Raw genomic sequence first — 14,124 nt, 5'->3', positions numbered from 1 at the left:
GAGACTTCGGGATTGTTTCCGTCAAGCTGAACTTGTTTCAGCTTCTAATAGGTTAACAACTTAGATCCTGAAACGAGTTCAGGATGACGGTTTAAGAAAACTTTCAAACAGCCACTTAAAAATCATAATGTGAATGAAAGGAACCGTTTATAAATCTACCGGAAGCTGGTATCAGGTGAAAAGTGAAGCGGGAACGTTTTATGACTGCCGAATTAAAGGGAAATTCAGGATTAAAGGTATTAAAAGTACCAATCCTGTGGCCGTTGGCGATAAGGTAGAATTTGATATTGAAGATAAGGAAGGTGCAGAGCAAGGAGTGATCAAAAAGATTGAAAAGCGGGAGAATTATATTATTCGAAAATCGGTTAATCTTTCTAAGCAAACCCATATCATTGCCTCCAATATAGACCAGGTTTTTTTACTGGTTACGCTTAATAATCCTCCTACACTTACCACTTTTATAGATCGTTTTTTAGTTACTGCGGAAGCTTACCACGTAAAAGCGGTTTTGCTTTTCAATAAAGTTGATAGCTATAATGAAGATGAATTGGTAGAGGTGAAATACCTGGCGGCCATGTATAGAAATGCAGGTTACGATTGTATAGGAATTTCAGCCACTACCGGAAAAAATGTAGATAAAGTTAAGGAGATGATGCTGGGTAAAACCAGTATGTTTGCCGGCCATAGCGGTACTGGAAAATCAACTTTAATTAATGCCATAGAACCCGGTTTAAATTTAAAAACTTCCCGGATTTCTGAACAGCATAAACAGGGGCAGCATACTACTACTTTTGCTGAAATGTTTGACCTTTCTTTTGATGCAAGAATTATTGATACCCCGGGAATTAAAGGTTTTGGGGTGGTAGAAATTGAGCGTGAAGAATTGGGTGACTATTTTCCTGAATTTTTCAGAATAAAACAAGATTGTAAATTTCATAATTGTTTACACCTGGAGGAACCAAAATGCGCTGTAAAAGACGCCCTGGAAGAAGGTGAAATTGCCTGGAGCCGTTATAAAAGTTATTTACAGATTTTGGAAGGAGAAGAAGACAATTACAGAACAGATATTTATCCAAAGAAATGAGAGTAGTTTTACAGCGGGTTTCTAAAGCCTCCGTACAAATAAACCACGAAATTAATGCGGTAATGCGCACCGGTTTATTGATTTTATTAGGAATAGAAAATGAAGACTCGCAGGAAGATATTGACTGGCTTTGCAATAAAATAGTGAAAATGCGCATTTTTAGCGATGATAATAACGCGATGAATCTGTCTTTGTTAGATGTAGGCGGTGATGCCATTATAGTAAGTCAGTTTACCTTACATGCTTCTACCAAAAAAGGGAACAGACCCAGTTTTATAAAAGCTGCCAAACCTGATGTTGCGGTTCCACTCTATGAAAAATTTATTGAAAAATTTGAAGAAACTTTAGGAAAACCAGTGGGAACCGGAGAATTTGGCGCAGATATGAAGGTGGAACTAATTAATGATGGGCCAGTGACAATAATTGTAGATTCTAAACAAAGGGAATAAAAATGAACATAGAAAACGCGCAAAAAGCGGTAGACGATTGGATAAATGAACACGGAGTTCGGTATTTTAACGAGCTTACTAATATGGCGCAACTTACCGAAGAAGTAGGTGAAGTTGCCCGAATTATTGCACGCCGTTATGGTGAGCAAAGTGAAAAAGAATCTGATAAAGATAAAGATTTAGGAGAAGAGCTGGCAGATGTAATTTTTGTAGTGCTTTGTCTTGCCAATCAAACCGGGGTTGATCTCCAGGAAGCTTTTGATAAAAAACTGGATTTAAAAACTAAAAGAGATCACGACAGGCATCATAACAACGAAAAGTTAAAATAATGAAATTCAAAGAGATGATTTCGCAAAAAGCCTTCTGGAAATCGGTTTTATTCCTCGGCCTGGGCTTTCTAATTGTGTATGATATTGTAAGTATGCTGTTTGAATACGGCGGATTTCATTTTGAAGCCTATTTCACTGAACGTACAGAAGATGGGAAGTTATTTCGCTTTATTGTGGGCCAATTTCTTGCAGCTTTTGTTTATGGATTCATCATTTCGTTTGGGCAATTCAGGGCAAAAAGAAAGAAGGATGCTGAAAATTAATATAAGCAATTAATGAACTTAGAAATTTCAAATACAAAGAAGCACCTTAGCGGCACTATAAAAGTTACCGGTTCTAAAAGTGAATCTAACCGTTTACTAATTTTACAGGCTTTATATCCAAACTTAAAGATTAGTAATCTTTCTAATAGTGACGATACCCATTATTTGCGAAAAGCTTTAAAATCTGAAGATGAATTAGTTGACATTCATCACGCGGGTACGGCAATGAGATTTCTAACCGCTTATTTTTCAAGTCTGGAAGGTAGGGAAGTAGTTTTAACCGGAAGTAAAAGAATGACCGAGCGCCCTGTTAAACTCCTCGTAGATGCACTAAAACAAATGGGAGCCGATATTTCTTATGAAAACAACGATGGCTACCCTCCAATTAGGATTAAAGGAAAAAAACTTACCGCAAATCGTGTTTCTTTACAGGCTAATATTAGTAGTCAGTATATTTCGGCCTTAATGCTTATTGCACCTTCACTTCCCAACGGTCTCGAAATAAATTTGGAAGGTGAAATTACTTCTAGCCCTTATATTAAAATGACATTAGAAATCTTGCAACGTGCAGGAATTAAAGGGGTTTTTCAAGGAAAAACGATTAAAATTGAACCTACTCAGGATGTAGAAAAGCAGACTCTGGCTGTTGAATCAGATTGGAGTTCAGCTTCATATTATTATAGTTTAGCTGCGATTAGCGATTCTGCCGATTTAAAATTAAGCACTTATAGAAAAACCAGTTTACAGGGAGATTCCTGCCTGGCTAAAATTTATAAGCAATTTGGTGTAACCACCAGGTTTGAAAATGATCATATTATTTTAGAAAAACGTCCTGGTACTAAACCAAAACATATTGAAGAAAACCTTCAAAATTCGCCAGATATCGCCCAAACAATTGCAGTAACCTGTTTGGCCTTAAATGTATCCTGCCACCTTACCGGTTTACATACACTAAAAATTAAAGAAACCGATAGGCTGGTAGCTCTAAAAACCGAAATTGAAAAATTTGGCAGTCAGGTAAAAGTGACCAACAACAGTTTAGAACTTCTTCCGAAGCAAAATTTCTCTCAAAATGTTTCAGTAGGTACCTATAACGATCATCGTATGGCAATGGCTTTTGCGCCTTTAGGGCTTAAAATTCCTTTTGAAATTGAAGATGCTGAAGTGGTTTCAAAATCCTATCCCGGGTTTTGGGAAGATTTTGAAAAACTCGGTTTTAAGATTGAAAAAACTTCAGTTTAAAAGCTTTTTTCAAATAAATCCTTAAATACTTGACAACCCCTATCTTGAGATTGTATATTTGCCGCTTCTAAAAATGCAATTATGGGAATGAAACTTTCACACTTCAATTTTGAACTTCCGGATGAACTTCTGGCAGAGTACCCTTCAGAAAACAGGGACGAAGCCAGGCTAATGGTTCTAAACAGGAAAGAACAAACAATTGAACATAAACAATTTAAAGATATTCTAGATTATTTCGAGCCTGAAGATGTTATGGTATTGAACAATACCAAAGTATTTCCGGCACGTTTATATGGTAATAAAGAAAAAACCGGTGCGAGAATCGAAGTTTTTCTTTTAAGGGAATTAAATCCTGAAACCAAACTTTGGGATGTTCTTGTAGATCCTGCGAGAAAAATTAGAATCGGGAATAAACTTTATTTTGGAGATGACGAAAGTTTAGTTGCTGAGGTTATAGACAACACTACTTCCCGTGGAAGAACACTTCGTTTTCTTTACGATGGTTCTTACGAAGATTTCAGAAAAAAATTAAAGGAATTGGGAGAAACTCCACTTCCAAAATATATTAAGCGTAATGTTGAACCTGAAGATCAGGAGCGTTACCAAACTATCTATGCAAAAGAAGAAGGGGCTGTAGCAGCACCAACTGCCGGGCTTCATTTTTCTAAACACCTTTTAAAGCGTTTGGAAATTAAAGGAGTAGATTTTGCTGAAGTTACATTACACGTAGGTTTGGGAACGTTTAGTCCGGTTGAGGTAGAAGATCTTAGCAAACATAAAATGGATAGTGAAGAAGCTTTTATTGAAAAGAAAGCTACACAAACCATTAACAAAGCAAAACTGGAAAACAGGCGGGTTTGTGCTGTGGGTACTACGGTAATGCGTGTTCTGGAAAGCTCGGTTTCTTCAAACCATACTTTGAATGAGTTTGGTGGATGGACCAATAAATTTATCTTTCCTCCTTACGATTTTAGTATAGCGAACTGTATGATTACTAATTTCCATACTCCAAAATCTACGCTGCTTATGATGATCTCGGCTTTTGCCGGTCACGATTTTATGAAGCGAGCTTACGAAGAGGCGGTAAAAGAGAAATACCGTTTCTATACTTATGGAGACGCCATGTTGATTATCTAGTTTTTAATTTGATATAATCTTAAGCCACGAATTCATTAATATTAGTGAATTCGTGGCTCTTTTATTTTTTAGAAAAAAGGATATTTTTCGTGTACGTCTTTAAGTAGTTTTTTAACTTCAAATTTTTCTTATCATCACCATTTAAAACACTTAGCTTCAGCTTAACTTAAAAATCCTTTAATTCTTAGTACTTTTGCAGCGTGAAAAACAAGAAGAAAGACATACGGGCACTTACCAAAGCACAACTGCAGGAATTTTTTGTAGCCAATGGCGATAAATCTTTCCGCGGAAGCCAGGTATATGAATGGCTTTGGAATAAAGGTGCGCACAGTTTTGAGGCGATGACCAATATCTCTAAGGCTACCCGCGAAATGCTGGACGAGAATTTTGTGATTAACCATATTCGTGTAGATCAAATGCAGCGCAGCAGTGACGGTACCATTAAAAATGCCGTAAAATTACACGATCAACTTACGGTAGAATCGGTTTTAATTCCTACAGCTAGCCGAACCACGGCCTGCGTTTCTTCGCAAGTAGGCTGCAGCTTAGATTGCCAGTTTTGTGCTACCGCAAAGTTAAAAAGAATGCGAAACCTTAATCCTGATGAAATTTACGATCAGGTGGTTGCTATAGATAATGAAAGTCGTTTGTATTTTGACAGGCCGCTGAGCAATATTGTTTTTATGGGAATGGGTGAGCCGCTTATGAACTACAATAATGTAATGAAGGCGGTAGAAAAGATCACTTCCCCCGAAGGTTTAGGAATGTCCCCAAAGCGAATTACTATTTCTACCTCGGGCGTTCCAAAAATGATTAAAAAACTGGCTGACGATGAAGCGAAGATTAAGCTCGCTGTTTCCCTTCACTCTGCTATAGATGAAGTGCGAACCCAAATAATGCCTTTTAATGAAACCTTTCCTTTAAAAGATCTTCGGGAAGCTTTAGAATATTGGTATTCTAAAACTAAAAGCCGAATTACTTACGAATACATTGTTTGGAAAGATATTAACGACACTCGAAAAGATGCCGAAGCCTTGCTGCGCTTCTGTCAATATGTGCCGTGCAAGGTGAATTTAATTGAATACAATCCTATAGACGATGGTAATTTTCAACAGGCTTCTTCCCGGGCTACAGATATGTACCAGCAAATTCTAGAAAGCAATGGGATTACGGTAACTGTAAGGCGCTCCCGCGGAAAAGATATAGATGCTGCCTGTGGTCAATTAGCTAATAAATCGGCTTAATTTACGCTTTAAAATTACTTAATCTTTGAAAGAAAAACCACTGATGAATATTCTCTATAAATAATTATCTTTGGTGGCTTAATGAAAGTAATTTCCCAAATAAAACTTCCGGTTGAGAAAGAGATGGAGCTTTTTGAAAAAAAGTTCCTGGAATCAATGTCCTCCAAAGTTGCACTGCTCAATAGGATAACGCATTATATTGTTAACCGCAAAGGAAAGCAGATGCGACCTATGTTTGTTTTCCTGGTTGCCAAAATGGTTTCGGACGGGAGCGTGAACGAGCGTACTTATCGCGGTGCATCGGTAATAGAGCTTATTCATACCGCTACTTTGGTTCACGATGATGTGGTAGACGATTCTAATCGCCGCCGTGGATTCTTCAGCATAAATGCATTATGGAAGAACAAGATTGCCGTTTTAGTAGGCGATTATTTACTTTCTAAAGGTTTACTACTTTCTATAGATAATAATGATTTTGACCTGCTTAAAATTATTTCAGTCGCGGTTCGGGAAATGAGTGAAGGTGAATTGCTTCAAATAGAAAAAGCCAGGCGTTTAGATATTACTGAAGCTGTTTATTACGATATTATTCGACAAAAAACCGCTACTCTTATTGCTGCTTGTTGCAGTTTGGGAGCGGCCTCGGTGAAACCAGATTCTGATGCGATTGCTAAAATGAGACGATTTGGCGAATTAATAGGGATGGCATTTCAGATTAAAGATGACCTTTTTGATTATGGCGATGAGCAAATTGGTAAACCCACAGGAATTGATATTAAAGAACAAAAAATGACTTTGCCTTTAATTTACGCCCTTAATAATTCGACTAAAAAAGAGAAGGATTGGGTGATTAATTCGGTTAAAAATCACAATAAAGATAAGAAGCGGGTAAAAGAAGTAATCCAGTTTGTAAAAGACAAAAACGGTCTTGATTACGCAGTAAAGCGTATGGAAGAATTTCAACGGGAAGCTTTATTAATCCTGGAAGATTACCCGTCATCACCTTATCGCGAATCGCTGGAACTCATGGTAAATTACGTGATAGAGCGTAAAAAATAAGGCTGTTCGTTAGGTTTAATGAAGTAACGAAACAGCCTTAAATAGTTCTTAGAGAAATTATAGATTAGTTATCGTCTTCGTGAATTTCTTCATCTATTTCTCTTTCTACTTTTTCTGCACTTTCTTCAACTTTTTTGGCGCCTTCTTTCACTTTTTCTCCGGCTTTATTCACATTGTCTTCAATGTCTTTGCCTATTGCTTCTACGGCATCTTCTGTTTTTTCCTGGGTAGTTTCACGGCAGGAATATAAACTAAGCGTAAAAATGCTAATTAATAATAAAACTAACTTTTTCATTGAAATTTGATTTTGGTTTAAACTAAAAAAAGCCACTTTCTATTACAAAAGTGGCTTTAGAATTTCTTAGAAAGAAACGATTACATGTTATCGTCTTCGTTCATTTCTTCTTCCATTTCTTGCTCAGCTTCATTAGCTTCAGCTTCTATTTCGTTACCAGCTTCTTCCATCTCGTTTCCTGCTTCATCAGCAGCGTTTTCGATGTCTTCACCAGCAGACTCTATAGCGTCTTCTGTGTTTTCTTCAGTAGTTTCTCTACAAGAGTAGATAGAAAGTGACATTGTTGCAACAGCAAAAAGTAAAAATAATTTTTTCATTTTAGAATATGTTAATTAGTTGAAGGAACAAATTTAAACTATTTTTTAATTGTGCAAGGGATTCTTTTCAATCAAATATTTCCAATATCTTTTGGGGACGTGTTGGTGATGAAGCCTAATGTTTATGCGGGATTTGATGGTAGTGGCTTCAAAATAATTCTTCCATAATTTCTGAAAATCCTGTTCGTGGGAATCAAAGAAATAATCATTTTCTTCTGAAGAACCCGAATTTTTAGCAAAATCAATATTGATAATATTGGTGGTAGTTAGATTATAATAGAGACCGAATTTACGTTTCAAGTCATAAATTATCCATTCCTGGTCGCTATAGCGGGAGGTAAAATGATGCTTTATAACCGGAAGCACATTAAAATCGGGTTCAATCGTTGCAAAATAGATACTGTCTTTTGTAAGTTGAAATCTTACAAAAGCTTCCATACGGTGTTTTTCCCGGCTTACCTTTTTAGCCGTTTGCGCAATTTTAAGCACTTGCGAATTGGCGAAATCCCCGTCTATACTCTCTTTACGCTGAAATGTATGCTGAAAATATTTTAAAATTTCTAATTCAATTCCCGGTTCTTCACTTAAATAAGCGAAATATATGTTTTTTACACCGCGAGCTGTTGCAATTTTTTTAAAAGCTTTCCAAACCCTTTCAGCCTTTGGTTTTTCAGTTATTACTTCAAGGTGGTTGCTAAATAATTCTTCACTGGCTATCCCGGGAGGATGTATTGCCACTACCTGCAATTTTTCCTCATAATTAAGGAATATGCAGGTAAGTAATCCATTCAAACTACCATCGTAACTTAATGAAGTTGTAGAATTCATTTAAAACAAACTTAACTGGCTGCTATATTCTTTCCTGAATTTCCCAACCGAATTTCGAAGAATAAGCGATTTGATTTTTGCTGAACCCAGATCTTTTGTTTCCCAACCGCGGGAATCACAAATTATAAAATATTTCGCCCGGTTAAGGGCAACGCCAATTGCCTTTAAATGATCATAGTTCAATTTTCGGTATTTTCTTGCGTTTAAAATCTTGCTTACCGATTTTAAACCAACTCCTGGAATTCTCAACAAAGTTTCTTTTTCAGCCCGATTAATATCTACCGGGAAATGCTGCGGATTTCTTAAAGCCCAGCTTAATTTTGGATCTACTTCTACATCTAAATTTGGAAACTGCGGGTTTAATAATTCGTTTACTTCAAACCCGTAAAAACGCATTAGCCAATCGGTTTGATAGAGCCGATTTTCCCTAAGCATTGGTACTTGCGAGCCAAGCGAAGGTAACCGCGGATCGTTTCTAATTGGCACATAACCGGAATAATAGACCCGCTTCATATTATAATTCTTATAATAATGATTTGCCGAAAGCATAATCTCCCGGTCACTTTCTCCCGTGGCTCCCACAATCATTTGTGTGCTCTGGCCGGCCGGGGCATATTTTGGTGTGCTTTTAATTAATTTTTTCTCAGAATTATATTGAATAATTTCATTCTTCACCTTTTCCATAGGTTTTATAAAATCGGCGTGATCTTTTTCGGGAGCAAGTTTTTTTAATCCCGACACTGTTGGAATTTCAATATTTACACTTAACCTATCAGCGTAAAGTCCGGCTTCGTGCATAAGCTCGTCGCTGGCTCCAGGAATTGATTTTAAATGAATATAGCCGTTAAAATTTTCTTCCAGTCGAAGTTTTTTTGCCACCTGGATTAGACGTTCCATCGTAAAATCGGCATCTTTAAAAATTCCTGAACTAAGAAATAATCCTTCAATATAATTACGCCTGTAAAAATTGATGGTGAGATCTACCACTTCCTGAACTTTAAAAGCTGCTCGTTTAATATCGTTACTGCGGCGGGTTACACAATAAGCGCAATCAAAAATACAATGATTGGTAAGCAAAATTTTAAGCAGAGACACGCAACGACCATCTTCGGTATAGGAATGGCAAATTCCCATTCCGTCAGAATTTCCAAGGCCTTTATTTTTATTTGAGCGCTTACTGCCACTACTGGAACAGGAAACATCGTATTTTGCGGCATCAGCCAGAATTTCCAATTTTTCCTTAATTCGGTCGAACATCATACTATTCGAAGTTTAAGTCAAAAATAGGAAAAAATCCGATAAATTGGAATAAATACTAATTTTTAAAATCCGGATAATTTTCAGGATCTTCCCCCGCCAGTTTCGCGAAATTACGATAAGCCCGTTCTACCTGTTCTTCTGGAGTTGTATTAAATTCTTCCTCGGTAACATTATATTTTTGCTGAAGGGAATCCAGGCTTTGGTGCATTTCTTCCCTAACTTCGGCATAATCTGGATGGTTATATAGGTTGGTCATTTCTGTTGGATCTTCTTTGAGGTCGTATAATTCCCATTCATCTATATCATCATAAAAATGTATTAATTTAAAGCGATTGGTTCTAATACCGTAGTGTCTTTTCACCATATGAAAGGCCGGGAAATCGTAATAATGATAATAAATTGCATTCCTAAAATCTTTATCTGAAACTGAATTATTCATTAAAGTGCGTAAAGATTTTCCCTGCATATCTTGGGGAATTTCTGCATTCGCAAAATCGAGAAAAGTTGGCGCAAAATCCAGGTTTTGCGTTAGCGCATTTATTTCGCTTCCTGCTTCAATTTCGCCTGGAAGTTGCATTAACATAGGCATCGCCAAAGATTCTTCGTACATAAACCGCTTGTCAAAAAATCCTTTTTCACCTAAATAAAAGCCCTGGTCTGTGGTATAAACAATTAGGGTATTTTCATCTAAACCCGATTCTTCAAGATAATCTAAGATTTCCCCAACCCCTTCGTCTACCGAAGCAACAGTGGCAAGATAATCTCTTAAATAACGCTGGCCTTTCCATTTTGCTAATTCTTTCCCGGTCAAATTAGCTTCGTGAAAAGCATCATTTTTAGGTCGGTAAGCTGCATTCCAGGTATCGCGTTGTTCTTTCGTCATTCTGCCAAAATCTGTTTTCCAGGGATTATGCCTTAAAGAATCGCTACCTTTCTCTACACTCATTTTTAGATCGTGACCTTCGTACATATCTTCATAAATGGTTTGCAGCTGTTGTTGTGCGGCTACCTGGCCCTTGTGATCTGAAAAATAACTATCGGGTAAAGGGAATTCAATAAAATCATATTTATTTAAATGCCTTAAAGCAGGCATCCAGTTTCTGTGGGGAGCCTTATGTTGCACCATAAGCATAAAGGGTTTGTCTTTTGCACGGTTATTTTTTAACCAGTCCAGGCCCATTTCGGTAATAATATCGGTAGCATAACCTTCAATCCTGGTCGTATCTTTTCCTTTAATGAAATCTGGATTATAATAATTTCCCTGATCTACAAGTATATTCCAGTGGTCAAAACCTTCAGGTAAACCATGAAGATGCCATTTTCCTACCAGGGCGGTTTGATAGCCCACTTCTTTTAGGAATTTTGGTAGGGTAGGTTGGGAACCATCAAACACTTCCCCATTCATTCTAAATCCGTTTTCGTGGCTATGTTTTCCTGTTAAGATTACAGCGCGGCTGGGCCCGCAAATGGAATTAGTGCAAAAGTTATTATTAAATTTTACGCCATTTTGGGCAATTCTATCAATATTAGGCGTAGGAGCTAATTTACTAACGGGATGACCGTATGCACTAATCGCCTGTGCAGCATGATCATCGGTCATTATAAAAACTATATTGGGTCGTTTTGTTTCAAATTTTTTGTCTTCTTCTTTTTCTGAATTATTGTTCTTACAGGAAATCAAAGAAATACTTAGTAGAAAAAAGCTGAAAAATAGAAGGGAAATTTTGTTAGAAAACATAAAGGAAGATTTTGGTGAGGAAGAACTAATGTACAAAAAGTATGTAATTTTGTTTTAAATTAGACCTATACAAGAACTGCTCAATTGGATTTTATGAAGTTTTTTCAACTGAAAATATTATTTATTTTATTATTTGGTTTTCAGTGCTATAGCTTGCTTTCACAACAGCTTACGCCTCCCATACATAATTATTCTTCTACAACGTATGAAGCGGCCAGCCAGAACTGGGATATTGATGTAGACGAAGAAGGTGTGATTTACGCGGCGAATAATCAGGGCCTACTAAGTTTTGATGGTCAAACCTGGGAATTGTCTTCTTTGCCCAATGGTAGTATTATTCGTTCGGTTTTTGTTTATGAGGATAAAATCTTTACGGGATCTTATAAGGAATTTGGATATTGGAAGAAGGATGATACGGGAGAATTGTTCTATACTTCCCTTATCCCAAAGCTTGGAAAATACGCAATGCAAAGTGAAGAATTTTGGGAAATCCTGGAGTTTAACGGTGATATCTATTTTCGATCTTTTGGAGCAATTTATAAATATGATAATAAGACTATAAAACCTATTCAGAATATTGTAAGTAATAAGATGTTGGTTTATAGAGATAAGCTCCTGTTCGCGGTGAGAAAGAAAGGGATACATTTTTTAGATGAGAATAACGAATTACAAAAGCTTCCAAATCAGGAAATTTTAAATGATGAAGTAATCGTAGATATGGCAATCCAGGGAGAAAACCTCATTATTGGAACCAGGGAGAAGCTATTTAAGTATAACGCCACTGGCTGCAAATTGTTGAAGGATACTAAATTGATGAATGAGTTGGAAAGTTCTGAACTTAATCACATCATGACCTTAGATAACCAAAGAATACTTTTAGGTACTGTTAAGAACGGAATAATAAACTATGATGAAGCAACGCAATCTTACACTATTTTTAACCGAAATAGCGGACTTCAGAATAATACCGTCCTGGGCTTTGTAGAGAAACATGGTAATATTTGGTTAGGCCTGGATAACGGAATAGACCGGATAGAAATTGACTCTCCAGTAGAGTTTTACACCGATGATACCGGCGAATTAGGAGCAGTTTATGATCTTGTTTTTTATAATGATAAAATGTTCCTGGCCAGTAATACCGGCGTTTATACTTTTAATAATAATCAGCTTGAAATTATTAAAGGTGCAGAGGGCCATACCTGGAACCTCGAGATCCTGAACGATACATTATATGTAAACCATAATACGGGCACTTATTACTTAATTCAGGATAGACTGATGCCTGTAGAAACTTCTACAGGAAGTTTTAAAATTAGTGCGGTACCCTACAGCAGAAATGAATATTTAATTAGCAGTTATACCGGAATTCGAAATTTTAGCAGAAAAGATGACAGCATCTATAATCTAGACAGTTTAAATTTTCCGGTTAAAAATGTTGTTTTTGAAAATGAAACCAGCCTTTGGGCAGCACACCCTTACGAAGGTCTTTACAGGGTAGGATTAAAAAATAACTACAAGGAAACTCAGTTTATAGATAAAATCAAAATCCCCGACTGCGGCAACAGTATTAATACAAATGTTTTTGTAATTAATAATCAAATAGCTGTTTTTAATGGCGACCAATGGTTTAAATACAATTCTTTTAAAGATTCATTATTTGTTTTTGAAGAATTACAGGCTTTTAGAAAACATAAAATGTTACTGAAAGATGAAGGTTCATATTGGTTTAGCCATACCGAAAACAATTCGCTTAAATTAACCAATTTTGATGATGAAAATATTGTAATTGCTCCCGGAAACCTCAATAACAGGCTGGTAAAGAATTATGAGGAAATATTAAAAAATGGAGATTCGCTCTACTATATTGCCTTAAATGATGGTTTCGCAAGATTAGACCTGGCCAGATATGTAAAAAATTTAGATGATGTTCATATTAGCACGCCTACAGTTAAGGGTTTTCTTAATATTAATGGCCGCCATTCTCTGGAAAATAATATTGAGATTCCTTATAAAAGTTCAAGGGACCTAAATATATATACTTCTTTTCCGGTTTCTGAAGCTATGGGATTACGGTATCGTTTAAGGGGAGAAGATACGCTAAGCGGGGAAGTTAAAAATGGAGTGATAAATCTGCAAAACCTTAATCATGGCGATTATGAGTTACAACTTCTGGCCGTAGGTCCGCAAGCTAAAATAGCAAAAAAGAACAGTTTTAATTTTAGTATTCAGCCCCCGTGGTATCTATCTAACTTAATGAAACTGGTTTATATGCTTATTATTCTTTCTTTGGTGGTTTTGGTGTATTGGTATAACCAGCTGAAACTTAGAAAACACCAACGAGTTTTAGAAGAAAAATTTGAAAAGGAACACCAGGAACGTCTCAATAATCTTGAAAAAGAAAGATTAAAGAATCAAATAAACTTAAAAAGAAAAGAGTTGGCTAATACTACTATGGTGGCGGCAAAGAAAAATGAAATGTTGATGGAAATTCAAAATGAATTGAATAAAGATAAAAGTAATTTTCCCAATCAATTTAAAATGAAGCATATATTAAATAAGATAAACCGTGCTATTAAAAATAAGGATGAATGGCAGGTATTTGAAACTAATTTTAATGAATTGCACCAGGATTTTTTTAAAGATATTCTGGATAGTTACCCTCATCTTACCAGCAAAGATTTAAAGCTTTGCTCTTATCTTAAAATGAATCTTACCTCAAAAGAAATTGCTCCATTAATGGGTATTTCGGTACGCGGTGTAGAAGTACATCGTTATCGCCTTCGGAAGAAAATGGACCTGGATAAAAAGGAGAATTTGACAAATTTTCTTATAAAAAATTTCTAAGTACTTAATTTAAGCCTCTAAAATTAACATAAAAA

General features: G+C 36.2%; 14 protein-coding genes. 9 read left to right on the top strand and 5 right to left on the bottom strand.

From position 1 onward, the window contains the following. Positions 1 to 133 precede the first annotated feature (133 nt). From rsgA to B4F31_RS05840, 8 genes are all read left to right on the top strand, one after another. On the top strand, positions 134 to 1,084 hold the full coding sequence (gene rsgA / locus B4F31_RS05875) for a ribosome small subunit-dependent GTPase A (RefSeq protein WP_075324789.1): 951 nt from the start codon (positions 134 to 136) through the stop codon (positions 1,082 to 1,084). Next, a complete protein-coding gene (gene dtd, locus B4F31_RS05870; RefSeq protein ID WP_286760876.1) occupies positions 1,081 to 1,533 on the top strand; it encodes a D-aminoacyl-tRNA deacylase in 453 nt (150 codons plus the stop codon). Before rsgA ends, dtd begins: the two co-directional genes overlap by 4 nt. A gap of 2 nt (positions 1,534 to 1,535) precedes the next feature. Next, a complete protein-coding gene (locus tag B4F31_RS05865; RefSeq protein ID WP_075324787.1) occupies positions 1,536 to 1,862 on the top strand; it encodes a nucleotide pyrophosphohydrolase in 327 nt (108 codons plus the stop codon). Continuing rightward, positions 1,862 to 2,125, top strand: a complete 264-nt coding sequence (locus tag B4F31_RS05860) for a hypothetical protein (RefSeq protein ID WP_075324786.1) — start codon at positions 1,862 to 1,864, stop codon at positions 2,123 to 2,125. Before B4F31_RS05865 ends, B4F31_RS05860 begins: the two co-directional genes overlap by 1 nt. Positions 2,126 to 2,137: 12 nt before the next feature. Next, entirely contained in the window at positions 2,138 to 3,367 is a 1,230-nt protein-coding gene (gene aroA / locus B4F31_RS05855) for a 3-phosphoshikimate 1-carboxyvinyltransferase (protein ID WP_286760875.1), read from the top strand. An 81-nt stretch (positions 3,368 to 3,448) separates the two neighbouring features. Next, positions 3,449 to 4,504, top strand: coding sequence for a tRNA preQ1(34) S-adenosylmethionine ribosyltransferase-isomerase QueA (gene queA / locus B4F31_RS05850; protein WP_177195650.1), 1,056 nt, complete (start codon positions 3,449 to 3,451; stop codon positions 4,502 to 4,504). A 200-nt stretch (positions 4,505 to 4,704) separates the two neighbouring features. Next, positions 4,705 to 5,748: a 23S rRNA (adenine(2503)-C(2))-methyltransferase RlmN gene (gene rlmN, locus B4F31_RS05845; protein ID WP_286760874.1), complete on the top strand. Its 1,044-nt coding sequence runs from the start codon at positions 4,705 to 4,707 to the stop codon at positions 5,746 to 5,748. 81 nt (positions 5,749 to 5,829) lie between these two features. Further along, positions 5,830 to 6,807, top strand: a complete 978-nt coding sequence (locus tag B4F31_RS05840) for a polyprenyl synthetase family protein (protein WP_079733861.1) — start codon at positions 5,830 to 5,832, stop codon at positions 6,805 to 6,807. A 64-nt stretch (positions 6,808 to 6,871) separates the two neighbouring features. Here the strand turns inward: B4F31_RS05840 and B4F31_RS05835 are convergent, their stop codons facing one another. The 5 genes from B4F31_RS05835 to B4F31_RS05815 form a co-directional block, all read right to left on the bottom strand. After that, on the bottom strand, positions 6,872 to 7,102 hold the full coding sequence (locus B4F31_RS05835; RefSeq protein WP_286760873.1) for a hypothetical protein: 231 nt from the start codon (positions 7,100 to 7,102) through the stop codon (positions 6,872 to 6,874). 80 nt (positions 7,103 to 7,182) lie between these two features. Then, the gene (locus B4F31_RS05830; protein ID WP_075324781.1) at positions 7,183 to 7,419 is read right to left on the bottom strand and encodes a hypothetical protein; all 237 of its coding nucleotides are present in this window, start codon (positions 7,417 to 7,419) and stop codon (positions 7,183 to 7,185) included. Positions 7,420 to 7,464: 45 nt separating this feature from the next. Next, on the bottom strand, positions 7,465 to 8,247 hold the full coding sequence (locus B4F31_RS05825; protein ID WP_286760872.1) for a TIGR03915 family putative DNA repair protein: 783 nt from the start codon (positions 8,245 to 8,247) through the stop codon (positions 7,465 to 7,467). Continuing rightward, positions 8,248 to 9,507, bottom strand: coding sequence for a putative DNA modification/repair radical SAM protein (locus B4F31_RS05820; protein WP_075324779.1), 1,260 nt, complete (start codon positions 9,505 to 9,507; stop codon positions 8,248 to 8,250). It abuts the gene before it with no gap. A 55-nt stretch (positions 9,508 to 9,562) separates the two neighbouring features. Then, entirely contained in the window at positions 9,563 to 11,245 is a 1,683-nt protein-coding gene (locus B4F31_RS05815) for a sulfatase family protein (RefSeq protein ID WP_286760871.1), read from the bottom strand. A 93-nt stretch (positions 11,246 to 11,338) separates the two neighbouring features. Here B4F31_RS05815 and B4F31_RS05810 point away from each other — a divergent pair, with 93 nt between their 5' ends. Continuing rightward, on the top strand, positions 11,339 to 14,089 hold the full coding sequence (locus B4F31_RS05810; RefSeq protein ID WP_286760870.1) for a helix-turn-helix and ligand-binding sensor domain-containing protein: 2,751 nt from the start codon (positions 11,339 to 11,341) through the stop codon (positions 14,087 to 14,089). The last annotated feature ends 35 nt before the right edge of the window (positions 14,090 to 14,124 follow it).

Source organism: Salegentibacter sp. UBA1130 (assembly GCF_002311535.1).
Classification (GTDB): Bacteria; Bacteroidota; Bacteroidia; order Flavobacteriales; family Flavobacteriaceae; genus Salegentibacter; species Salegentibacter agarivorans.
This window is presented reverse-complemented; position numbering and strand designations above follow the sequence as displayed.

Coding starts and splice junctions, on each gene's coding strand:
- B4F31_RS05810 (WP_286760870.1), top strand. CDS start 11,339: ATGAAGTTTTTTCAACTGAAAATATTATTTATTTTATTATTTGGTTTT.
- B4F31_RS05835 (WP_286760873.1), bottom strand. CDS start 7,102: ATGAAAAAGTTAGTTTTATTATTAATTAGCATTTTTACGCTTAGTTTA.
- B4F31_RS05865 (WP_075324787.1), top strand. CDS start 1,536: ATGAACATAGAAAACGCGCAAAAAGCGGTAGACGATTGGATAAATGAA.
- B4F31_RS05830 (WP_075324781.1), bottom strand. CDS start 7,419: ATGAAAAAATTATTTTTACTTTTTGCTGTTGCAACAATGTCACTTTCT.
- B4F31_RS05820 (WP_075324779.1), bottom strand. CDS start 9,507: ATGATGTTCGACCGAATTAAGGAAAAATTGGAAATTCTGGCTGATGCC.
- B4F31_RS05815 (WP_286760871.1), bottom strand. CDS start 11,245: ATGTTTTCTAACAAAATTTCCCTTCTATTTTTCAGCTTTTTTCTACTA.
- aroA (WP_286760875.1), top strand. CDS start 2,138: ATGAACTTAGAAATTTCAAATACAAAGAAGCACCTTAGCGGCACTATA.
- B4F31_RS05840 (WP_079733861.1), top strand. CDS start 5,830: ATGAAAGTAATTTCCCAAATAAAACTTCCGGTTGAGAAAGAGATGGAG.
- rsgA (WP_075324789.1), top strand. CDS start 134: ATGAAAGGAACCGTTTATAAATCTACCGGAAGCTGGTATCAGGTGAAA.
- B4F31_RS05825 (WP_286760872.1), bottom strand. CDS start 8,247: ATGAATTCTACAACTTCATTAAGTTACGATGGTAGTTTGAATGGATTA.
- queA (WP_177195650.1), top strand. CDS start 3,449: ATGGGAATGAAACTTTCACACTTCAATTTTGAACTTCCGGATGAACTT.
- dtd (WP_286760876.1), top strand. CDS start 1,081: ATGAGAGTAGTTTTACAGCGGGTTTCTAAAGCCTCCGTACAAATAAAC.
- B4F31_RS05860 (WP_075324786.1), top strand. CDS start 1,862: ATGAAATTCAAAGAGATGATTTCGCAAAAAGCCTTCTGGAAATCGGTT.